Here is a 20,874-nt window from a genome sequence, read left to right as displayed (position 1 = left end):
TAATGCAGATTTGGATTTCAATAATGCAATTTGTATGTTCTAATGGCAATATACCTTAGAACATCGGATGGATTTGAAATGACATTTGCACGTATTTTTGCTGGCGCTCTGTTCGCCGTCGCACTGCTCGGTTCGGCCCAAGCCAACACCGTCACCCAGGAATTTGATTCGAGCTGGCAGGTTTCGCCGTGGAACTACTACGGCGACATCGCGGCGCAACAATGGCAATACCAGGCCTTCACACCCTTCGATTCGTCGCTGGGCACGCTGGAAAAAGTCACCATCAAGACCACCATCACCGGCAGCCGCGCCGATGCGGCCGACAGCGTCGCCGTGCGTTACTCCTTCTTCACCGGCTGGTCGCCGAACCAATACCAGTTCTACCAAGCCAACGTGATCGCCGGCGGCGCGACCACGTTCTCGGACACGCGCACCTTCACCTCGGGCAGCGACTTCGCATTGGACAACTTCGCCCACTACAATTATCTGCCGCAGGCGAATTACTACTTCGAAAGCAAGTCGACGCTGGCGCACACCATCAGCGCCAAGACCGAGCTGACCTATCAGTACGGCTTGACCTCCGCCGTGCCGGAACCGACCACGTATGCCATGCTGATGGCGGGCCTGGGCGCGCTGGCGCTGGCCAGCCGTCGCCGCAAGGCATCGCCGGGCGCCCGTTCGGCGAGCTAAGCGCGCCTTTCACGCCAACATTCGCAAGCAGTTGCCACGCCCCGCCGGGAGACTTCCCGGCGGGGCGTTTTTGTTTCTCGCTCAATCACCGACGCTCAATGACGCGCATTGCCGGCCAGCGTGGCGTCGAGCGCCGCCTGATGCTCGGCCAGGAAGCGGCGCAGCACGGCGCGGGCCGCCTCAGGCTGCTCGTCGAGCGGGGTGTAGAGCAGTACGACGGCGCCGTCGTCGCTGCCGTGCAGCAGTCGCTCGCGCACCGTCCACAGTTTGCCGACATAGTCGCTGGCGGTGCGGCGGCCGTCGATGGCGTACCAGTGCCACACCAGCAAACGGCCGTGGACGCTTTTCAGCACCGTTTCGTTCACCGCCAGCGTCTGGCCGGGCAGGCTCTCCTGGCGCAGCGTGCTGCCCGCCTCGTGCCAGACTTGATTCTTGCCCTCCTGGGTCAGACGGTTGCCCGAGCTGATCATCAGTTGCTCCGGCTGTTGGTTGCGGTAGTACAGCAAGGTCAGGCCGAGCCGCTGTTGGCCGGCGGCGTAGCTTTGCCGCAGTTGGGCGGCGGGCGCGGCGAAGGCCGGTTGCCAGTCGGCGAACGGGGCGCCGGCCGGCCAGCTGGCTTGGAAGCCGTCCAGGCGGGCCGGCTGCGGATTGAACTGGACCCGCTCCAGATAGCCCGCCGTGAACGGCCCGGCGGCTGCGGCCAACAGCACGGCCAATGCGGCCGCCGTCAGCCGCGCGGCGGAGGCCGACGGCATGGCGGCCGTCGCGGCGGCGCGGGCCTGGGCGGCGGCGCCGGGGACGGGCTGCTGGCGGTCCTCGCGCCACCGGCCGCCGATCAGGAACAGCAGCGAGATCACCAGGCCGAAGAAAACCCAGCCGTAGATCAAGTGGTCGAAGCCGACCGCCATGGTCATGCCGCTCAGGTGGCCCATCAGCACGATGCCGTAGGCGCGCACCGCGTTGGCGCCGATCGGCACGACGATGGCCAGGGCGATGAAGGCCAGCTGGCGCAGCCGCGAGCGGTAGGTGAGCCAGGCGTACAGGCAACCCAGCGTCAGCGAGGAGATCAGGTAGCGCAGGCCGCTGCAGGCTTCGACCACCGACCAGCTGCCGCTCGGAATCATGAAGGTGTTGCCTTCACGCAGGACGGGGATGCCGCTCAGGCGCAGGGCGGCGATGGTGGCGTTGGCGGTCACGTCCATCAACGGCGCAATGAAGACGTCGCCGAAGGGCACGGCGAACACCAGGAACAGCAGCGGGAAGGCGATGGCGCGGGCGATACGGTAACCGGGCAGCAGCAGCACCGACAGCGGCAGCATGGCGACCAGGGCGTATTGGCGCACGATCTGCACCTCGCCCAGTTGCGCCAGCAGCCAGGCGGCGGCGCAGGCCAGCAGCAGGGGCAGGGCGGCCCAGCAGGGGCGCAGCGGCAGGCGCGCCAGCGCGGCGCGCTGCTGCCAGATCAGCCACAGCGAGCCGGGCAGGATCAGGTAGGCGTGGGCGAAGGTGTCGGAGCGATTCCAGATCGCCACGATGGAGCGCGCCGTGGCCAGGTTCAGCAGCAGCGGCAACAGCAGCGCCAGCGCCAGGCAGAGCGCGAGTCCGGCGCCGGAACGCGGGGCGGGGGCGGGCGCGGCGACGGGAATGGCGGCGGAGGGGGCCGTCGTCGGCTGCGGCTGGGTCGGCTTGTCGTCCGGCATGTCTGTTCTTTTGCGGTGGGCTGTGAGGCACCGACCATCGAAGGCCAGCACAGATATTTTCCTGCTATCTTGATAATTATCGAAATTGCATCGAGGTGACTTATGTTACCGTAGTTTCCTTTGCATTATTGTAATTTTTTTGTGCTAAGGTGGCCGCTTCAGCCCCACTTTCCGGTGCCCCGCATGCCGTTTTTGCTTGCCCTTCCGTGTCGCCGACTAGCCACCGCGTTGTTGACGACGTTGCCGGCCGTATCTCTGGCCATCTCTTTGCTCATGCCCTTGGCAAGTTCGGCGCTGGCGGCGGCCGGGGCGGACGGGCTGGAGCAGACCATCGTCCGCGTCAAGCCGGCGGTGGTGGGCGTCGGCAGCATGCTGGCGGGGCGCAGCCCGCCGATCCGTCTGATGGGCACCGGCTTTGCCGTCGATGACGGCTTGAGTGTGGTGAGCAACGCCCAGTTCGCGCTCGGTCCGGCGCCGCTGGCGCCGGGGGAGACGCTGGGTGTGTTGTTGGGCGATGGCGCGCAGATCGAGTTCCGGCCTGCCACGGTGCGGGCAGTCGACAAGGTGCACGACTTGTTGCATCTGCGCATAGCCGGGCCCGCCTTGCCGGTGTTGCAGTTGGAGTTGGCGGCCGAGCGCGCGCCGCAGGAAGGCAGCGCGCTGGCCTTCACCGGTTTTCCGCTCGGCCTGGCGTTCGGCCTGCGCCGGGTCACCCACCGCGCCACCTTGTCGGCGGTGACGCCGGTGGTGCTGCCGGCGCTGGGCACGCGCCAGTTGAACCCGCGCGCGATTGCCCAGTTGAGCCAGACGCCGTTTTCCGTGTACCAACTCGACGGCACGGCTTTCGCCGGCAACAGCGGCGGCCCCGTCTATGAGCCGGACAGCGGCCGGGTGGTCGGCATCATCAACCAGGTGTTCGTCAAGGGATTGAAGGAAACGGCGTTGAGCACGCCGACCGGCATCACCTACGCGGTGCCGGCGCGCCATATTGAGGACTTGTTGCGGCAGAAGTGACGGGTTTAAAGTTCCCAGCGGCACTGGAAAACCCCAGCGGCGCAAATCCAGGGTCAGACCCCGAGGGGTCTGACCCTAGCTCTTTGCCGCTGGGGTTTGCCGGCCTCGCCAGCGCCTTAAGTACCCCACCGCGCGGCTAGGCGGGCGCGCCGTTGCAGCCGGCGCAAACGCCGTACAGCGACAGCGAATGCTCCATCAGGGCGAAGCCGCGCTCGCGGGCGATCTCTTCCTGGCGCCGCTCGATGTCGGCGTCGACGAACTCCTCCATTTTGCCGCAACGGGTGCAGACCAGGTGGTCGTGGTGCTCGCCCTGGTTCAGCTCGAACACCGAGGCGGCCGATTCGAACTGGCGCCGGCTGAGGATGCCGGCGGCGGCGAACTGCATCAGCACGCGGTAGACGGTGGCCAGGCCGAGGTCGATATGCTCGTCGCGCAGCAGATGGTAGACATCGTCGGCGCTCAGGTGTTTCTTTTTGCCTTCCTGGAACAGCTGCAACACGCGCAGACGGGGCAGGGTGGCCTTCAGGCCGGAATTGCGCAATTCTTTTGGAATATCCATTGGTCTCCTTGGGCGGTTCTCTCGATATTTTTGAGAACGATTCTCATTCCGAATGATATTCGTAATAGGAATCATTTGCAATAAAGAGTTGCATGAGTTGCACCAAGGGCGGGAGAATATGGCGTTCTTACTTAAACGATTTTGAATAAATGGATCTCAACTTATGCGGGGATGTATGGATGCCGTCGCGAAGATCAAGCCAGGCCGGGCGTCCGGCCGTCAACTCGGCTAAAGATGATCTACGTTAAGATCGGCCGCAGTTTCGTGTGTTAGACGGTCGGGCCATCCCGTATAATTGCCGTATGGTTACAAATGTGAAAAGAAGAATGTTGTGCGCTTGGGTGGCCTGTCTGGCGATCCTGTTCAGCGTGCTGGCGCCTTCCATTTCACACGCGCTGGCTGCGGCCACGCCGACATCGGCGTCCGCTTCGGCTTCGGCATCCGCGCCGGGCCTGATGGTGATCTGTCGCAGCGACGGTGCCACATTGGCCACTCCGGCGGCCAACGACCGGCAACCCGCAGCGCTGCAACACCATCTGGAGCACTGCCCGTATTGCATGACGCACGGCGGCTCCTTCGCGCTATTACCCACCTCGGCCCATGTCTTCCCGCTGCTGGCCGGACACGATTTCTACCCTCCCTTGTTCTACCGGGCGCCGGCGCCGCTGTTCTCCTGGTCGGCCGCCCGCCCGCGCGGCCCGCCGGCCGCCGCCTGATCCTCTCCTGAACCACGTTCCACCACGCCCGCGTCGATAGGCCGGGATGTGCCGCCGCGTCCAGTGCCGCTCCGTTGCCGGGCTGCGTTGCGCCGCGCCGTCACGTCGCTGCTTCCCTGCATCCCTGCGTCGTCGCGCCGTTGCGCCGTTGCGCCCCTCCACGGCGGCCCCTCGTATCCTTGCACGGCTGTAGTGCTGCGGGGCTGCGCGGCGGCGCCTCGGCGTCTCGGCCGGGCATAGCGTGGCTCGCTTCAGTAACGCATCGCTTTTGAGCACCCTAGAAAGGAAGTACCCCGTGAAATATCCCAAACAATTGTCCCCGCTCGCCATCGCCCTGTGCATGGCCCATCCCGCCATGGCGCAAAGCCTGGGCGTGTCCGGCACGCTGCCGGAAGTGCGCGTGGTCGGCCAGGCCATGCCGCAGCCGCTGGCCGGCAGCGACAGCAGCCAGTTGCTGTCCAACGTGGCTGGCTACAACGTCGCCGCCGGTGGCGGCGTCTCCGGCCTGCCGGTCATGAACGGCTTCGCCGACGACCGCCTGAAGATCCGCATCGACGGCATGGAACTCAGCTCGGCCTGCGCCAACCACATGAACGCGCCGCTGTCCTATATCGCGCCGAAGCAGGTCGGCAAGATCCGCATGCTGGCCGGCCTGACCCCGGTGAGCATGGGCGGCGACAGCATCGGCGGCAGCATCGAGGTCGAATCGACGGCGCCGGAATTCGCCGATGCGCCCGGCGTCCTGCGCAGCAGCGGCAGCGTGTCGCTGGGCGCGCGCAGCGTCGACCGCAGCGTCTCGGCGGCGCTCAGCGCCGGCGTCGCCAACGACCGGCTGAGCATCGCCTACAGCGGCAACCGCGTGCGCGCCAACAGCTACCGCGACGGCAATGGCGAGCAGGTGCTCGATACGCTGTACAAGAGCACCAACCAGAGCCTGACGATGGCGGCGCAGGGCAGCGGTCAGTCGCTCACGCTGCGCCTGGGCACCCAGCGCATTCCCTACCAGGGCTTTCCCAACCAGTACATGGACATGACGCGCAACCACGCCGATTTCGCCAACCTGAACTACGCCGGCACGCTGGGTTGGGGCAAGCTGGACGCCCGCCTGTACTGGCAATCGACCGAACACGATATGGGCTTCTTCAGCGCCGAACGGATGGGCAAGATGCCGATGACGACCGAAGGCCGCGACCGTGGCTACGCCGTCAAGGCCGAGCTGCCGCTGGCGCAAGGCGGCGCCGTGCGCCTGGGCCACGAGTTCCACAGCTTCCGCCTGGAGGACTACTGGCCGGCCGTGCCGGGCGCGATGATGATGTCGCCGCTGACCTTTTTGAACATCCACGACGGCCGGCGCGACCGCGTCGTGCTATTCGCCGAGTGGGAGCAGAACCTCGACGCGCGGTGGTCGACCCAGCTCGGCCTGCGCGGCGAGCGCGTCGACAGCGATGCCGGCCAGGTCCAGCCCTACAACTACATGGCGATGAACGCCGCCGACGTCGACGCCGCCAAGATCTTCAACGGCCGCGACCACGCCCGCCGCGACAACAACATCGACCTGACCGCGCTGGCGCGCTACGAGGCCGGCGCCGGCGCCAGCTACGAGTTCGGCTACGCCCGCAAGACGCGCTCGCCGAACCTGTACGAGCGCTACACCTGGGGGCGCGGCACGATGGCCATGCGGATGGTCAACTGGTTCGGCGACGGCAACGGCTACGTCGGCAACCTCGACCTCAATGCCGAGGTGGCGCACACCCTCAGCGCCAGCGCCGACTGGCACGACGCAGCGCGCCAGCGCTGGAGCGTCAAGCTGACGCCGTACTTCAGCTTCGTGCGCGACTACATCGACGCCGACAGCGTCGGCAGCTTCAATCCCTACGGCGTGAAGACGGCCGAGGGCAAGCTGCTGCGCTTCGCCAACCACGACGCCCGCCTGTACGGCGTGAATTTGGCGTGGAGTCTGGCGCTGGCGCAGGACGCCGGCTTCGGCAAGCTGACCTTGAAGGGCAACGCCAGCCTGACGCGCGGCGAGCGCAGCGACGGCCTGGACCTGTACCGCATGATGCCGTTCAACGCCAGCGTCGCCGTCGAGCAGGTGAAGGGCGCCTGGCACAACACGCTGGAGGCCAAGCTGATCGGCCGCAAGCACCTGGTCGACAGCCAGCGCCTGGAGCCGCAAACCGGCGCCTACGCCGTCTTCAACGCCCGCGCCCAGTACCAGGCCGGCCGCAACCTCAGCCTGTCGGGCGGCGTCGGCAACCTGTTCAACCGCTACTACGCCGACCCGATGGGCGGGGTCAACCTGGCCGGCCTGGCGGCCAGCCGCAGCGGCGCGCTGCAAGCCTTGCCCGGCTACGGCCGTTCCTTCGATGTGGGGCTGACTTACGCCTTCTGAGCCCGCACGCGCGGGGCTGCCTTTCCCGCCGCAAATGAGTCGAGCGGCCGGTGAGGATGGTGTTACCATGGCCGCTCAAAGATGCGCTGCTGCCGACCAGGCGGCGGCGTTTGATCAGCACTCCTGGCTGGTTGACGATATTTTTGTCCGCACGCCACCAGGAAAGCAGCTCAGATGCATACCGATCCGTCCCCCATCCCGTCGTCGACGGGAGCGTGGCTGCACCAGCGCACGCTGGACCAACTGGCCAGCCACGGCTGGTCGCAACAAAACCATTTTCTCTCCGAGGAACTGACGCTGGCGCTGGCGGCCGAATGCCGCCAGCTGGCCGAGGATGGCGCGCTGGCGCTGGCCGCCGTCGGCCGTGGCGACGCGTCGCTGCTGCGGCCGGAGATCCGTGGCGACCGCACGCGCTGGTTGGCGGCCGGCCAGTCCGACGCCTGCGACCGCTATCAGGACATCATGGAGCAGCTGCGGCTGGCGCTGAACCGCGCCTTCTTCCTCGGCCTGGACAACTACGAAAGCCATTTCGCCCTGTACGCGCCGGGCGCCTGCTACCAGCGGCACCTGGACCGTTTCCGCGACGACGACCTGCGCACCGTCTCGGCGGTGATCTACCTGAACGCCGACTGGCCGAACGGGCAGGGCGGTGCGCTGCGTCTGCATCCGCAGGGCGAGCCGATGCTCGACATCGCACCGCTGGGCAGCCGGCTGGTGCTGTTCCTGTCGGCCGACATGCCGCACGAGGTGCTGCCGGCCACCTGCGAGCGGCTCTCGCTGGCCGGCTGGTTCCGCCGCCGCGGCTAAGCCCGGCAATCACATTGGTGAGGAATCTATTCTCTTGGCAAGATGGAATTTTCACTATACTATGCGGTATAGTATGTTTATCAGCAGGTCAACAGGTCACCATGTCCCTAAACACTGAACCCAAACGGCGGGAAGCCAAGCTGCCACGCGTTGCCTGGTTGGAGGCCGGCTTGGGCCTCTTGTCCGAGCTCGGTCCGCAAGCCATCACGGTCGAGCAATTGTGCCAGCGGGTGGGACGCTCCAAAGGCTCCTTCTATCACCACTTTGCCGACGTCAAGGCCTACAGCGACGAGCTGGTGTCGTTCTGGGAGCAGCGCGCCACCGCCAGCGTGATGCAAATGGTCGAGCAATCCGCCGGCGCCTGGGAAAAGCGGCAAACCTTGGCGGCACTGGTCTTGTCGCTCGACCGCGGCACCGCGCGCGCCATGCGCCAGTGGGCGGCCAGCAACGCCGAAGTGGCCATTCGGGTGGCGGCGATCGACCAGCGCCGCATCGCCTACCTGGCCAGCCTGATCGACGAGATCAACGGCCACACCGATCCGGCCGACGCGCTGGACCTGGCGCGCATCGAGTACGCCGCCTTCATCGGCCTGCTGTATATCCTCCCCAACGGCGAGCGTAGCGAGTTGAGCCGCATGTTGCGGCGCTTCTTGATGCTGCTAACACCGCACGGGCCAGCGCTGCCGGCCAACTGGCCCGATGCCTGACGCAAGCTGGTCCGCCACACCTTCCTTGTCCGCCATGGACAACCGCATTTTTTGACTCAGTCCCTTGAAAGCACATATGAACCGACCACTGCTCGCCGCCACGCTCCTCGCCATAGTCACCACCCTCGCGCACACCGTTGTCGGCACGCCCGAAATTGAAGCGCCGCTGCTGCGCTCGGGCCTGAAGTTCGAATTGATACTGTTGCTGCTGGCCTGCTGGCATTTGGTCACCGCCGCGCTGGCAATCTCGTCGATCGCCCTGGGACTGGCGCTGCGGCCGACGGTGGCGCGGGTGCGGGCGCGGGCCAGGGTTCGGCTGGTGTCTTACCTGTGGTTGAGTTTTGGCAGTGTGTTTATTCTTGTCGCCTTGATGTATGCCGGGCCGTCCATGCTGCTCCAGTTGCCGCAATGGCTGTTGCTGCTGCCCGTCGGCGCGCTCGGCCTGTGGGGCGCCCGCGTCGACGGCTGGAAGCAGGTCGGCGGCGGCGCCGCCATCGCCTGATTGCTCAGGCCGCCATGGCGGCGTCGCGGCGCGCTTCGCCGACCAGGCCGCGCCGCGTCGCCAGCACCACGGCGTGGGTGCGCGCTGTGGCGCCGAGTTTGTCGAACAGGCCCTTGACGTGGGTCTTGACGGTGCCCACGCCAATGCCCAACTGGCGCGCGATCGACTTGTTGCAGCAGCCCTCGGCCAGCAGTTGCAGCACGTCGCTTTCGCGTCCGGTCAGGCCGACGCGGGAAAAGCTGTCGGCCACGCAGCGGCTCAGCTCCGGGCTGATGTAGCGCAGGCCCCGGCCCAGCGTGCGCACCGCCGTCAGCAGTTGCTCGGCGTCGCAGCTTTGCAGCAGATAGCCGTGCACCCCCGCCGTCATCGCCGTGCGCAGTTCCCATTCGCGTTCGAGCTGCGTCACCACCAGCATGCGCGCCACCGGCGCCGGGCCGTGGCCGTCGGCCGGGCGCACCCGCGCCACGCCCTGGCGGTAGTCGGCCAGGATGACGTCGACGCCATCGCCGGTGGCCTCGTCCAGATTCACCTCGATGTCGGCGCAGCCGCGCAGCAGCGCGACCAGGCCGGCATTGACGATGGCGTCTTCGTGGATCACCAGCACGCGGATTTTTTCATCGCGATTCATATACTCTCCCGTAAAAATGATGCCCCTTACGAATCGGGCTTGAATGGATCGGACGGCAGCAGCAGCCGGCGCCGGCCGAACAGGCGGGCGTCGAGTGCGTAGGCGCCGGGGCCGAGCAGCAGCAGCGCCAGCGCGCCGAACACGGCGACGGCCGGCGCCGGCCCGGCGCTGGCCCAGTTGTTGAACAGGCTGAGTGCCTGGTAGACGGCGCAAACCGCCGCCGCGAACGGTGTCAGCAGGCCCAGGCCCAACAGCAGCATGAGCAATGCCAGCAACAACCACCACCAGAGCGGCAGCGCGCCACCCAGGCTGTCGAGCAGCAAGCGGGTGGCCACGGCCAGGCGCAGCAGCAGCAAGCCGGCGCCGGGGCCGCCGGTGGGGAAACTCAATGTGAATCCATGCATGGCTGGTGCTACCCTGTGGGCTAAGCTGTCATGGCATGCAGCTTAACCGTCCGCGCGGCGCAGCGCAGCCCTCGATCCGGTTAGTGCCGGCTAACCCTATCTAGGTATGGCAATAACGGCAATCTTGTGACACACTGGGCGGCTAGGCAGAACCAAGTAAAAAGGCGCGATGAACACAGGCAGCGACACCGGCGCAGACACGGCAATCCGGGCCATCACGGTGATGACGGTCGACGACCATCCGCTGTTCAGGGAGGGCATCGCCAGCGTGATCGAAGACGAGGCCGACATGCGTTTGCTGGCCGAGGCCACCAGCGGCCGCGAGGCCATCGCCCGCTACCGCGAGCTGCGGCCGGACGTGACGCTGATGGACATCCAGATGCCGGACATGAACGGCATCGACGCCACCACGGCGATCCTGCGCGACTTCCCCAACGCCCGCATCGTCGTGCTGACCACCTACGAGGGCGATGTGCTGGCGCAGCGCGCCATCAAGGCCGGCGCGGTCGGCTATCTGCTCAAAAGTATGCTGCGCAAGGAGCTGTTGGCGACGGTGCGCAACGTGCATGCCGGCCGGCGCTGCATTCCGGCGGCGGTGGCCAGCGGCATGGCGGCGCATTGGCATGTCGACGCGCTGAGCAAGCGCGAGGTCGAGGTGTTGCAGCTGGTCGCCGGCGGTCAGAGCAACAAGCGCATCGGCGTGCTGCTGACGATCTCCGAGGAGACCGTCAAGGTGCACATGAAGAGCATTCTGGCCAAGCTGGCCGCCAGCGACCGCACCCACGCCGTCACGCTGGCCATCGAGCGCGGCATCCTCGACCTGCGCGCCTGCGGCACCGTCGGGGTGATTTGAGCGCCGGCGCTTACGCATACAGTCAGCGGCGGTCAACGGCAGGCCGCGCGGCTAGTGCAGCTTGTCGCTGCGCGCCAGCCAGCCGTTGAGGCGGTTGAGCCAGGTGCGCGTCGGCGGGCGGGCGTAGGCCCGCGCCGCCGCCACCCGCAGTGTCACCTCGGTGCCCATGCCGGGGCGGCTCCACAACTCCACTTCCCCCGGAATCTTGCGGGCCCGCTCGCGCATGCCGGTCAGGCCCCAGTGGCCGGGCCGCTGGCCGGCGCTCAGCACCGTCTCGTCCATGCCCTTGCCGTCATCGTTCACGCGCAGGTGGAACTGTTCGCGGCCGTAGCCCAGCTCCAGTTCGATATGTTTGGCGGCGCCGTGCTGGAAGGCGTTCTGCAAGGCCTCGCGGCCGATGTGGTAGACGTTCTCGCAGGCGTTCGCGGCCAACGGTGTCGGCTCGCCGGTCAGCGCCAGGCTGAAGCGCGACGGGTACTGCTCCTCCAGCGCCTGGCCATATTGGGCGAAGGCCAGCGGCAGGTCGCCGCCGTGCGACGGCTCGACGCGCAGCCCGGTCAGCTGGTTGCGGCCCTCGACCATCACCTCGTCGGCCTGGTCGAGGATGCGCTCGGCCAGCGCGCGCGCCTCGCCGTCCGCCGGCAGGCGCTTGAGCAGGGTCTGGAAGCGCAGGATCAGGCCCTGCACGCTTTGCAGGAAGGTGTCGTGCAGCGCGCGGGCGATGCGTTCGCGCTCGTCGAGGCGCTCCTCCATGCGCTGGCGCAGCTGGCGCGTGACCTGCTGCATGCGCAGCACATACAGCAGCGACAACAGGCCGGCCAGCGCGGCGACGCACAGCGCGGCGAACCAGCCGGTCTGCAAGAAGGACGGCCGGATGCGGAAGCGCAGCTCGGCCGGCTGCGGGTTCCACATGCCGTCCTCGTTGGCCGCCATGACGCGGAAGCGATAGTCGCCCGGCGCCAGGTTGGTGTAGAAGGCCTGGCGCAGGCGGCCCGGATCGTGCCAGTCGGCGTCGTAGCCGTCGAGCCGGTAGCGGAAGCCGATCCGCTCCGGCATGGACAGGCCGAGGGCGGTGAAGTCGAGCCGCAGGCCACGGGTGTTCTCCGGCAGCGCCAGGCCGTCGCGCGGCGGGTAGCTGCGGCCGTCGGCCGTCACGGCCTGGATTTGCAGCGGCGGCGACAGGCGGTTGCGGTGGATGGCGGCGGGGTCGATCCAGCTGATCTTGCTGGCGGTGGACAGCCACAGGCGGCCGTCGTCGGCCTCGACCAGCGAGGGCACCGGGCGGATCTGCGAGGCGGCGCCGACCAAACCGTCGTGGGCGTCGAAGCGCTCGTAGGCGACGCCGCCGCCGGGCCGGCGCAGTTCGGCGGCCAGTTCGGCGGCGCCGATGTGGCTCAGGCCGTCGGCGCCGAACAACCACAGCTCGCCGGCGCCGGTGCGCACGATGCCGGAGACGCCACGGAAGTCCTCGCCGTTGCGGCCGCGCAGCGGCACGAAGCGAGCCCGCGCGGCGTCGAACCAGGCCACGCCGCGCTCGCCGCCGGCCCACAGCCGGCCGTCGCGCCGGTACAAGGTCAGCACCGCGCCCAGCTCCAGCCCCTGCGCCGCCTGGTACATGACGACGCGGCCGGCCTCGACGCGGGCGACGCGGTTGCGCGGATAACCGGCCCACAGCACGCCGTCGTCCTGCGTCAGCAGGCTGACGGCGTAGCTGTCGGGCAGGCCGGCCAGGCCGCCATTCTTTTGCCAGGCGCCCTGGCGCAGCAGGAACAGGCCGGCGCGCGAAAACGACAGCCACATGTCGGCGCCGTCGGCGTGGCTGATCGCTTGCAGGTCGTAGCCGTCGGCGGCCGGCGGCCGGGCGATGCGGCGCATCTGCGTGCCGCTGCGGCGCCACAGCTCGCGCTCGGCACCGAGCCAGACGGCGCCGTCCGGCGCGCGGTAGGCGGCCGACACCTGGACCGGCGCCGCGACGCTGACCTCGCCCTCGGTGCCGAACAGGCGCAGCGCGCCGACGCGGTCGCCCACCAACATGCGGCCGCCGCGTTCGGGCAGCAGGAAGGCGTGGTCCAGCTCCGTCTCGGTCGGTACGGAGAGCAGGCGGTTGCGGCGGAAGCGGTCGACGCCGGCCGAGGTGCCGATCCACACATTGCCTTCGCGGTCCTGGAAGAAGCACTGCGGCAGGCCGCCGCTCAGGCCGTGGTCCTGGGTCAGCTCCTGGCCCGGCTGCAGCGGCAGGTTGGGCAGGCGCCGTTGCACGCTGCTGGCGCGCATCAGCCACATATAGCCGTCGCGGTCGAAGTGCATGCCGCTGCCGGGCAGTTCGGCCTTGACCGGCGTGCCGGCCGGCGGCGCCTCGGCGCGCATGCGGTAGTAGCTGTCGACCGCGTCCGAGGCCCACAGCGTGCCGTCCGGCGCCAGGCCCATGCCCATCAGGTCGAGCCGGGGCCAGGCCGGCGCGAAGCGCGCCTCGCCACGGCGGCGGAAATAGACGCCGCCCTGCATGGAGATCCATTGCGTGCCGGCGCGGTCGAAGATCACCTGGCGGCCGATGTGCGCGGGCAGGCCCAATTCGGCGCCGGCCGGCACGAAGCGCGCGCCCTGCAGGCGCGCCATGCCGTCGCGGGTGGCGGCCCAGACCACGCCGTCCGGCGCCCGGCTCAGGTGCATCACGGCGCCGTCGGGCAGGCCCTCGGCCTCGCCGTAGTGCTCGGCGCGGCCGTCGTGGAAGTGGCTGACGCCGCCGAAGCGGTAGCCCAGCCACAGGCCGCCTTCGGGCGGCGCGTACATCGCCAGCACGTTGGTCGAGGGGAGGCTGTGGCCGTCGATGGCGTCCATCATTTCGAAGCGCTTGCCGTCGAAGCGGAACAGGCCGGTGGCGGTGGCCAGCCATAGCCAGCCGTCGCGGGTCTGCACGAAGTTCAGCACGTCGACCGGGGCGCCGTCCTGCGCGCCCCAACTGGTGTGGCTGTATTCGTCGAGCAGGCGCGGACGCGGTGCGCTCAGTTGCTGCTGCAGCGCCGGCGTTGTGCGCGGCGCCGGCGGATTGGTCGCCCGGCCGGGGAGGACCATCAACAGCAGGGCGATGGCGGCGCCGACGCGCCGCGCCGGCAAAGGGAAAGTGTGAAATGGCATGGCGGGCATCTTAACATCGGCTTGAGCCAAAGTTAACGCCGCCGCCTTCTTTGCCGGCTCCCTCCGATGGGGGAGCTTGCGCTCACTTGTATTGGTGATTCGGTATTGCGCGGAACTGGCTATGCTGGTGGTACTTGCCGTTGCGTGCCGAAAGGGCGCGGCGACGGCGGGTTACCACCATCAGGGAGTAAGCAATGACAACAGAAGACAAATCGCCGGAATTCAACCGGCGTCGCCGCACCGTGCTGCTGGCCGGCGCGGGCGCGGGGGCCGGCGTTGCGCTGACCGCCGGCATGCCGCTGGCCGCGATGGCGGCGCAGAAGGCCGGCGCCGCTGCGGCGCCACACCATTCACATTCCAAAGGAGTCAATCAGATGGGCACTATCACCACCCGCGACGGCGTTGAACTGTATTACAAGGACTGGGGCCCGCGCAACGGCCAGCCGATCGTCTTCAGCCACGGCTGGCCGCTCAATTCGGACAGCTGGGAATCGCAGATGATGTTCCTGGCCTCGCTGGGCTATCGCTGCGTGGCGCACGACCGCCGTGGCCACGGCCGCTCCAGCCAACCATGGGACGGCAACGACATGGACCACTACGCCGACGACCTGGCGCAAGTGATCGACAAGCTGGACCTGAAGAACGCCGTGCTGTTCGGCTTCTCCACCGGCGGCGGCGAGGTGGCCCGCTACATCGGCCGCCACGGCACCAAGCGCGTCGCCAAGGCCGGCCTGATCTCGTCGGTGCCGCCGCAGATGCTGCAGACCGCCGCCAATCCGGGCGGCCTGCCGCTGAAGGTGTTCGACGACATCCGCGCCGGTTCGCTGGCCGACCGCTCGCAGCTCTACCTGAACATCGCCAGCGGTCCGTTCTTCGGCTTCAACCGTGCGGGCGCCAAGGTGTCGCAGGGCCTGATCAACTCGTGGTGCGCGCAGGGCATGCAGGCCGGCCACAAGAACACCTACGATTGCATCAAGGCCTTCTCCGAGACCGACTTCACCGAGGATCTGAAGAAGTTCAACATCCCGACCTTGATCGTGCACGGTGACGACGACCAGATCGTGCCGATCGACGCCGCCGGCCGCGCCGCCGCCAAGCTGGTGAAGAACGCCACGCTGCTGGTCTACGCCGGCGCGCCGCACGGCCTGACCGACACCCACAAAGATAAGCTCAACGCCGATCTGCTCGCCTTCATCAAGGGCTGAGCGTCTTTTCATTCGTCATAAAGGAAACACACATGTCCATCAAAGCCACCCCAACCCCCGGTTCGCAACTGGTCTCGCCGAAAGACCACACGCTGATCATGATCGACCATCAATCGCAGATGGCCTTCGCCACCCATTCGATCGACGCCGTCACCCTGCGCAACAACGCCGCGCTGGTGGCCCACGCGGCGGCCGGTTTCGGCGTCTCGACCATCGTCACTTCGGTGGCCGAGAAGAGCTTCTCCGGTCCGATCTTCGACGAGATCAAGGCCGCCTTCCCGAAACTGGAAGTGACCGACCGCACCTCGATGAACACCTGGGAGGATGCCAACGTCATCGCCCGCGTCAACGCCATCGGCAAGGACCGCCTGGTGCTGGCCGGTCTGTGGACCTCGGTCTGCATCGTCGGCCCGGCGCTGTCGGCGCTGGAGCAGGGTTACGAGGTCTATGTGATCGCCGACTGCTGCGGCGACGTCTCGACCGAAGCGCACCAGCGCGCCATGGAGCGCATGGTGCAGGCCGGCGCGCGTCCAATGACCTCGCTGCAGTACATGCTTGAGTTGCAGCGCGACTGGGCCCGTGGCGAGACCTACGAGCTGACCACCGGCATCGCCAAGAAGTTCGGCGGCTCCTACGGCCTGGGCATCATCTACGCCCAGACCATGTTCAACGCCCACGAGGGTTAATGCCGCTGCGGCCGCGTTGCGCCCGCGCGCCGTCATGGCGCGCAGGTGCAACCCGGCCGCTGCCGCGCCTGATTCTTTTGCGTCTGACTGATTGGAGTCACATCATGAAAATTTATCTGGTATCGTTGGCGGCGGGGCTGCTGGTCGGCGTGATCTACGGCGTGCTGGACGTGCGCTCGCCGGCGCCGCCGGTGATCGCCTTGGTCGGCCTGCTCGGCATCCTGCTGGGCGAACAAATTCCGCCGCTGGTGCGCCAATGGCGCCAGCCGGAAGCCGCCAAGGTGGCCTGGTTCGGCGACCAGGTCAAGCCGCACTGTTTCGGCCAACTGCCCGGCGCCGCCGACAAAAGTAAGACCGTCAAGGCCGACGCCTGACCCTTCACCCCGGAGTACCCCGACATGAGCACTGACAGCCACACCACCCACCCCGACCTGATCCTGCATCGCGGCCTGTTCACCACGCTGGACCGCAGCAATCCGCACGCCGAGGCGGTCGCCATCAAGGACGGCCGCTTTACCCGCGTCGGCCGCGCCGACGAGATCATGGCGCTGGCCGGTCCGGCCACGCGGATCATCGACCTGAAGGGCAAGCGCGTGCTGCCCGGCCTGATCGACAACCACATTCACATCATCCGCGGCGGCCTGAATTTCAACCTCGAACTGCGCTGGGACGGCGTGCGCAGCCTGGCCGACGCCATGGCCATGCTCAAGGCGCAGGTCGCCATCACGCCGGCGCCGCAGTGGGTGCGGGTGGTGGGCGGCTTCACCGAACACCAGTTTATCGAAAAGCGACTGCCGACCATCGAGGAGCTCAACGCGGTGGCGCCGGACACACCGGTCTTCATCCTGCACCTGTACGACCGCGCGTTGCTGAACGGCGCCGCGCTGCGCGCCGTCGGCTACACCAAGGACACGCCCGAGCCGCACGGCGGCCAGATCCTGCGCGATGGCGCCGGCAACCCGACCGGCCTGCTGCTGGCCAAACCCAACGCCGCCATCCTGTACTCGACCCTGGCCAAGGGGCCCAAGCTGCCGATGGAGTATCAACTGAATTCAACGCGCCACTTCATGCGCGAGCTGAACCGCCTCGGCGTGACCGGCGCGCTGGACGCCGGCGGCGGCTTCCAGAGCTATCCCGACGACTACCAGGTGATCCAGCAACTGGCCGACGCCGGCCAGCTGACCATCCGCCTGGCCTACAATCTGTTCACGCAAAAGCCGCAGCAGGAGAAGGAAGACTTCCTCAACTGGACCAAGAGCTCGACCTACCAGCAGGGCGACGACTACTTCCGCCACAACGGCGCCGGCGAGATGCTGACCTTCTCGGCGGCCGACTTCGAGGACTTCCGCCAGCCGCGTCCCGACATGCCGGCCAATATGGAGGACGACCTGGAGGGCGTGGTGCGCATACTGGCGCAGAACCGCTGGCCGTGGCGCATGCACGCCACCTACGATGAGACCATCAGCCGCGCGCTCGACGTGTTCGAGAAGGTCAACCAGGAGATTCCGTTGACGGGATTGAACTGGTTCTTCGACCACGCCGAGACCATCTCCGACCAGTCGATCGACCGCATCGCCGCGCTCGGCGGCGGCATCGCCGTGCAGCACCGCATGGCCTACCAGGGCGAGTACTTCGTCGAACGCTACGGCCACGGCGCCGCCGAGGCGACGCCGCCGGTGGCCAAGATCCTGGCGGCCGGCGTGAAGGTCTCGGCCGGCACCGACGCCACCCGGGTCGCCTCGTACAACCCGTGGGTCTCCTTGGCCTGGCTGGTCACCGGCAAAACCGTCGGCGGCATGCAGCTGTACCCGCGCGCCAACTGCCTGGACCGCGAGGCGGCGCTGCGCATGTGGACCGAGAACACCACCTGGTTCTCCAACGAGGTCGGCAAGAAGGGCCGCATCGAGGTGGGCCAGCTGGCCGACCTGATGGTGCCCGACCGCGACTTCTTCGCCTGCGCCGAAAGCGAGATCGCCGACATGAGCGCGCGCCTGACCATCGTCGGCGGCAAGGTGGTCTACGCGGCGGGCGAGTTCGCCGAGTTCGACCAGCCGCCGCCGCCGGCCATGCCGGACTGGTCGCCGGTGCGGCGTTTTGGCGGCTACGCCGGCTGGGGCGAGCAGTTGGGCAAAGGCGCCGCCGCGCGCAAGGAACAGGAGAAGCAAGAGCTGTTGCGGCGCCAGCAGCAGGCCGCCTGCGGCTGCGCCCACCAGTGCAATGTGCATGGCCACCAGCACGCCACCGCCTGGACCAGCAAGCTGCCCATTGCCGATCTGAAGGGCTTCTGGGGCGCGTTGGGCTGCGCCTGCTGGGCGGTGTGACATGGCGCGCCTCGATATGACCCCATCTTCGACGGCCACGGCCAGCGGCGGCCGGCTGCGCGCGCTGGCCGCCGCGCCAGCCGCGCGCTGGTTTTGCCTGCTGCTATTGTGCAGCGCTTACCTGCAAGGCGGTATCAACAAGCTGACCGACTTCGCCGGCGCCGTCGGCGAAATGCAGCACTTCGGCCTGACCCCGGCCGCGCCGCTGGCGCTGGCCGTCATCGTCGGCGAACTGGGTGCCTCGGCCTTGATACTCAGCGGTTTCTATCGCTGGCTGGGCGCCTGCGGGCTGGCGCTGTTCACCGTCATGGCGACGCTGCTGGCCAACCGCTTCTGGGAAATGAGCGGCATGGAGCGCTTCATGGCTGCCAACAGCTTCTTCGAGCATCTGGGCCTGGCCGGCGCCTTCCTGCTGGTGGCCTGGCACGACCTGCAAGCGCCGGCACCGGCCGCGCGGCGCTGAGATGGGCTGCTTACGCAATGGCGCCGTGCCGCTCGTCGCGCCGCGCGTGGGGGCGGCGCTCGGCTTCCTCGCCGGCTACGTCGACACGCTGTGCTTCATCGGCCTGTTCGGTTTGTTCACCGCCCATGTGACCGGCAATTTCGTCTTGATCGGCCGCGCCCTGGTGCAGCCGTCCGACGAGATCCTGTTAAAGCTGCTGGTGTTCCCGGTCTTCGTGCTGGGCGTCGCGGCGACCCGTGTGCTGGTGCTGCGCTGGCGCGCCGGCGGCCAGCCGGCCTTGCGCTTTTGCCTGCTGCTGCAACTGGCCTTGCTGGTTTGCGGCATGGCGCTGGGCTGGCTGGGCGCTCCGCTGACGCGGGCCGGCCATGTGTTGAGCCTGTCGACCGGGATGCTCTGCGCGGCGGCGATGGCGGTGCAAAATGCCGCCGGCAAGCTGTTGATGGGCAGGAGCGCCGCCACCACCGTCATGACCGGCAATGTGACGCAGTTGGTCATCGAACTGGTCGACGTGTTGCATGGCGACGCCACGGCACGGGTCCGGTGCGCCGCCTTGCTATGGCCGGTGCTGGCCTTCGCCGCAGGTGCCATGGCCGGCGCGTTGGCGTTCATGCGTTTTGGCTTCGGCGGGCTGCTGTTGCCGTGCGCGGTGCTGGTCTGGCTGGCGCTGCGGGTGGCGGAGCCGGCTTAAGGGCACTTCGAAAAACTGTCATTCCGCATCGGCGGACCGCCGCGCAGGCGGGAATCTATACCCCGCATGTCCATTGGCTCAGCATGGGTTCCCGCCTACGCGGGAACGACAATTTGGTGGTTTTTCGAGGTGCCCTTAAGGCTGCCGCGGCGCCTATTGCAGCTGCGGCGGTTGCGGCAGCTCGATCTCGTTTTTGCGTTCGGCGATCGCCTCGCCCAGCGCGGCCAGGTCCAGCTTCGCCTTGCGGGCTTTGGGGAACATGTCGTTCTCCTCTTCCTGGACGTGGTGCTCGATCTGCTCGGAGAGTACCTTCACCTTGGCGTCGTACAGCTCGTCGCCCGGTTCCATGGCCAGTATCTCGCTGATCAATTCCTTGGCGGCGGCGTGCTCCACCACCGCCTCGTCGATCAAGTCCTGGTTGTCGTCGCTGGCCTCGCGCACGGCCGGGTAGAACAACTCCTCCTCGGCGGTGGCATGCTTGATCAGCTCCAGACAGATTTGCTCGGCCAGCTTTTTCTTGCTGACTTTGGCGCGGTCGCTCAAGCCCTGGAACTTCTCGAACAGCGCCCTGACGTTCTCATGGTCCTGCATCAGCAAGGTGATGGCGTCGACGCCGGCCGGGGAGGTGGTTGGTATCTTTTTCGGCATGGCTGGCGCAATTTTGGACGTGGTTGGCATGATCTGGCTCCGTGAAAATGGTGTTGAGGGGAGCCGGGCATGGCCGCGTTGGCGCGACGGTGCCCGGGTCAGTTCATGTTAGGCCAGGCCCGGCGGCACGATGTAGGCGTCGTGGCTGACATTTTGTAGGATTTCAACGTATGGCGTGCCGGCGCCATGCGCCGTCAGTGGCCTTGGTGGCCCGGCGCACCCTCCGGAACGACCAGCTTCACGGTCTCGCTCGTCAGTATCGCGTGGTTGGCGTTGGCCAGATCGAAGGTGATCTTGTGCGGGCCTGCCGGCAGGCCTTGCAGCACCAGCGGCTCGCCGCTGGCGTCCAGCCAGTGCCAGGGGGCGTCGTCGACGCTGATGTGCAGATGACCCAGACGCGGACTGACGGCGGCGGCCACCTTGCCGAATACCGGCAGAATACGGATGTTCTCGACCTGATAGGGAATCACCACCAGTCCCTGGCTCAGCGGGCCCGCCAGCGGCGTGGCGACGATCAGCTTGGGCGCCGGCTCGGTGCTGGCGGGCTTGGCGCCGTTGGCGTCCTGCGCCTTGGCCGGGAGGACGATGGCGCCGGCGCTGGCCAGCAGGGCGGCCAGGCCGCCGGCGCGGACCAGCCGATAGCTGGCGTTGAGGGCGTGAAACAGTTCGGGCATACAAAGTCCTTGGCGTGGGTTGGCGGGTGTTGGCGGATGTTGCCGGCCGCGTGGCGCGGTTGGCCAGACCCAGTAGACCAGC

At 67.5% G+C, this 20,874-nt stretch carries 21 protein-coding genes; 14 read left to right on the top strand and 7 right to left on the bottom strand.

Translation table 11 applies throughout. The features are described 5' to 3' along the window. Positions 1-78: 78 nt before the first annotated feature. On the top strand, positions 79-690 hold the full coding sequence (locus H7U20_RS13785) for a PEP-CTERM sorting domain-containing protein (RefSeq protein WP_199759711.1): 612 nt from the start codon (positions 79-81) through the stop codon (positions 688-690). 95 nt (positions 691-785) lie between these two features. On the opposite strand, the gene xrtA is transcribed toward H7U20_RS13785, so the two are convergent. After that, the gene (gene xrtA, locus H7U20_RS13780) at positions 786-2,390 is read right to left on the bottom strand and encodes an exosortase A (RefSeq protein WP_199759710.1); all 1,605 of its coding nucleotides are present in this window, start codon (positions 2,388-2,390) and stop codon (positions 786-788) included. A gap of 273 nt (positions 2,391-2,663) precedes the next feature. On the opposite strand from xrtA, the gene H7U20_RS13775 reads away from it, so the two are divergent. Continuing rightward, a complete protein-coding gene (locus H7U20_RS13775; protein WP_199759709.1) occupies positions 2,664-3,404 on the top strand; it encodes a S1 family peptidase in 741 nt (246 codons plus the stop codon). Positions 3,405-3,540: 136 nt separating this feature from the next. Here H7U20_RS13775 and fur read toward each other — a convergent pair whose 3' ends face one another. Continuing rightward, positions 3,541-3,963: a ferric iron uptake transcriptional regulator gene (fur, locus tag H7U20_RS13770; protein WP_199759708.1), complete on the bottom strand. Its 423-nt coding sequence runs from the start codon at positions 3,961-3,963 to the stop codon at positions 3,541-3,543. A 326-nt stretch (positions 3,964-4,289) separates the two neighbouring features. Here fur and H7U20_RS13765 point away from each other — a divergent pair, with 326 nt between their 5' ends. The 5 genes from H7U20_RS13765 to H7U20_RS13745 all read left to right on the top strand — a co-directional run bounded on the left by H7U20_RS13765 (position 4,290) and on the right by H7U20_RS13745 (position 9,087). Further along, a complete protein-coding gene (locus H7U20_RS13765; protein ID WP_233410747.1) occupies positions 4,290-4,679 on the top strand; it encodes a DUF2946 domain-containing protein in 390 nt (129 codons plus the stop codon). Between the two features lie 295 nt (positions 4,680-4,974). Beyond that, positions 4,975-7,071: a TonB-dependent receptor gene (locus H7U20_RS13760; protein WP_370593151.1), complete on the top strand. Its 2,097-nt coding sequence runs from the start codon at positions 4,975-4,977 to the stop codon at positions 7,069-7,071. A 174-nt stretch (positions 7,072-7,245) separates the two neighbouring features. After that, the gene (locus tag H7U20_RS13755) at positions 7,246-7,878 is read left to right on the top strand and encodes a 2OG-Fe(II) oxygenase (RefSeq protein WP_199759706.1); all 633 of its coding nucleotides are present in this window, start codon (positions 7,246-7,248) and stop codon (positions 7,876-7,878) included. 170 nt (positions 7,879-8,048) lie between these two features. Then, entirely contained in the window at positions 8,049-8,585 is a 537-nt protein-coding gene (locus tag H7U20_RS13750) for a TetR/AcrR family transcriptional regulator (protein ID WP_199759705.1), read from the top strand. A 76-nt stretch (positions 8,586-8,661) separates the two neighbouring features. Continuing rightward, a complete protein-coding gene (locus H7U20_RS13745) occupies positions 8,662-9,087 on the top strand; it encodes a hypothetical protein (protein WP_199759704.1) in 426 nt (141 codons plus the stop codon). 4 nt (positions 9,088-9,091) lie between these two features. Here the strand turns inward: H7U20_RS13745 and H7U20_RS13740 are convergent, their stop codons facing one another. Further along, on the bottom strand, positions 9,092-9,715 hold the full coding sequence (locus H7U20_RS13740; RefSeq protein ID WP_199759703.1) for a LuxR C-terminal-related transcriptional regulator: 624 nt from the start codon (positions 9,713-9,715) through the stop codon (positions 9,092-9,094). Between the two features lie 26 nt (positions 9,716-9,741). Beyond that, complete coding sequence (locus H7U20_RS13735) at positions 9,742-10,104, bottom strand: hypothetical protein (RefSeq protein ID WP_199759702.1); 363 nt, start codon at positions 10,102-10,104, stop codon at positions 9,742-9,744. Positions 10,105-10,288: 184 nt separating this feature from the next. Between H7U20_RS13735 and H7U20_RS13730 the strand changes: the two genes are divergently transcribed. Further along, positions 10,289-10,972, top strand: a complete 684-nt coding sequence (locus H7U20_RS13730; RefSeq protein ID WP_233410746.1) for a response regulator — start codon at positions 10,289-10,291, stop codon at positions 10,970-10,972. A 51-nt stretch (positions 10,973-11,023) separates the two neighbouring features. On the opposite strand, the gene H7U20_RS13725 is transcribed toward H7U20_RS13730, so the two are convergent. Next, on the bottom strand, positions 11,024-14,107 hold the full coding sequence (locus H7U20_RS13725) for a sensor histidine kinase (protein ID WP_199759701.1): 3,084 nt from the start codon (positions 14,105-14,107) through the stop codon (positions 11,024-11,026). A gap of 194 nt (positions 14,108-14,301) precedes the next feature. Here H7U20_RS13725 and H7U20_RS13720 point away from each other — a divergent pair, with 194 nt between their 5' ends. From H7U20_RS13720 to H7U20_RS13695, 6 genes are all read left to right on the top strand, one after another. Then, on the top strand, positions 14,302-15,312 hold the full coding sequence (locus H7U20_RS13720; RefSeq protein WP_233410745.1) for an alpha/beta fold hydrolase: 1,011 nt from the start codon (positions 14,302-14,304) through the stop codon (positions 15,310-15,312). A 32-nt stretch (positions 15,313-15,344) separates the two neighbouring features. Beyond that, the gene (locus tag H7U20_RS13715) at positions 15,345-15,998 is read left to right on the top strand and encodes a hydrolase (protein WP_199759700.1); all 654 of its coding nucleotides are present in this window, start codon (positions 15,345-15,347) and stop codon (positions 15,996-15,998) included. A gap of 104 nt (positions 15,999-16,102) precedes the next feature. Next, positions 16,103-16,372: a DUF1427 family protein gene (locus tag H7U20_RS13710; RefSeq protein ID WP_199759699.1), complete on the top strand. Its 270-nt coding sequence runs from the start codon at positions 16,103-16,105 to the stop codon at positions 16,370-16,372. Between the two features lie 24 nt (positions 16,373-16,396). Continuing rightward, positions 16,397-18,319, top strand: coding sequence for an amidohydrolase (locus H7U20_RS13705; RefSeq protein ID WP_199759698.1), 1,923 nt, complete (start codon positions 16,397-16,399; stop codon positions 18,317-18,319). Positions 18,320-18,335: 16 nt separating this feature from the next. After that, on the top strand, positions 18,336-18,782 hold the full coding sequence (locus tag H7U20_RS13700) for a DoxX family protein (protein ID WP_199759697.1): 447 nt from the start codon (positions 18,336-18,338) through the stop codon (positions 18,780-18,782). A 1-nt stretch (position 18,783) separates the two neighbouring features. Continuing rightward, positions 18,784-19,470: a YoaK family protein gene (locus tag H7U20_RS13695; protein ID WP_199759696.1), complete on the top strand. Its 687-nt coding sequence runs from the start codon at positions 18,784-18,786 to the stop codon at positions 19,468-19,470. Between the two features lie 153 nt (positions 19,471-19,623). On the opposite strand, the gene H7U20_RS13690 is transcribed toward H7U20_RS13695, so the two are convergent. Continuing rightward, entirely contained in the window at positions 19,624-20,118 is a 495-nt protein-coding gene (locus H7U20_RS13690; protein WP_233410744.1) for a hemerythrin domain-containing protein, read from the bottom strand. A gap of 194 nt (positions 20,119-20,312) precedes the next feature. Then, positions 20,313-20,792 (bottom strand): DUF6130 family protein, encoded by a 480-nt coding sequence (locus tag H7U20_RS13685; RefSeq protein ID WP_199759694.1) that lies wholly within the window; start codon positions 20,790-20,792, stop codon positions 20,313-20,315. Positions 20,793-20,874: the final 82 nt, after the last annotated feature.

Source organism: Rugamonas violacea (assembly GCF_016461825.1).
Lineage (GTDB): Bacteria > Pseudomonadota > Gammaproteobacteria > Burkholderiales > Burkholderiaceae_D > Rugamonas.
Note: the sequence above shows the minus strand (reverse complement) of the source record. Positions and strands in the feature narration are given on the sequence as shown.

Coding starts and splice junctions, on each gene's coding strand:
- H7U20_RS13705 (WP_199759698.1), top strand. CDS start 16,397: ATGAGCACTGACAGCCACACCACCCACCCCGACCTGATCCTGCATCGC.
- H7U20_RS13755 (WP_199759706.1), top strand. CDS start 7,246: ATGCATACCGATCCGTCCCCCATCCCGTCGTCGACGGGAGCGTGGCTG.
- xrtA (WP_199759710.1), bottom strand. CDS start 2,390: ATGCCGGACGACAAGCCGACCCAGCCGCAGCCGACGACGGCCCCCTCC.
- H7U20_RS13690 (WP_233410744.1), bottom strand. CDS start 20,118: ATGCCGAAAAAGATACCAACCACCTCCCCGGCCGGCGTCGACGCCATC.
- H7U20_RS13765 (WP_233410747.1), top strand. CDS start 4,290: ATGTTGTGCGCTTGGGTGGCCTGTCTGGCGATCCTGTTCAGCGTGCTG.
- H7U20_RS13695 (WP_199759696.1), top strand. CDS start 18,784: ATGGGCTGCTTACGCAATGGCGCCGTGCCGCTCGTCGCGCCGCGCGTG.
- fur (WP_199759708.1), bottom strand. CDS start 3,963: ATGGATATTCCAAAAGAATTGCGCAATTCCGGCCTGAAGGCCACCCTG.
- H7U20_RS13725 (WP_199759701.1), bottom strand. CDS start 14,107: ATGCCATTTCACACTTTCCCTTTGCCGGCGCGGCGCGTCGGCGCCGCC.
- H7U20_RS13775 (WP_199759709.1), top strand. CDS start 2,664: ATGCCCTTGGCAAGTTCGGCGCTGGCGGCGGCCGGGGCGGACGGGCTG.
- H7U20_RS13720 (WP_233410745.1), top strand. CDS start 14,302: ATGACAACAGAAGACAAATCGCCGGAATTCAACCGGCGTCGCCGCACC.
- H7U20_RS13740 (WP_199759703.1), bottom strand. CDS start 9,715: ATGAATCGCGATGAAAAAATCCGCGTGCTGGTGATCCACGAAGACGCC.
- H7U20_RS13745 (WP_199759704.1), top strand. CDS start 8,662: ATGAACCGACCACTGCTCGCCGCCACGCTCCTCGCCATAGTCACCACC.
- H7U20_RS13700 (WP_199759697.1), top strand. CDS start 18,336: ATGACCCCATCTTCGACGGCCACGGCCAGCGGCGGCCGGCTGCGCGCG.
- H7U20_RS13685 (WP_199759694.1), bottom strand. CDS start 20,792: ATGCCCGAACTGTTTCACGCCCTCAACGCCAGCTATCGGCTGGTCCGC.
- H7U20_RS13710 (WP_199759699.1), top strand. CDS start 16,103: ATGAAAATTTATCTGGTATCGTTGGCGGCGGGGCTGCTGGTCGGCGTG.
- H7U20_RS13785 (WP_199759711.1), top strand. CDS start 79: ATGACATTTGCACGTATTTTTGCTGGCGCTCTGTTCGCCGTCGCACTG.
- H7U20_RS13715 (WP_199759700.1), top strand. CDS start 15,345: ATGTCCATCAAAGCCACCCCAACCCCCGGTTCGCAACTGGTCTCGCCG.
- H7U20_RS13730 (WP_233410746.1), top strand. CDS start 10,289: ATGAACACAGGCAGCGACACCGGCGCAGACACGGCAATCCGGGCCATC.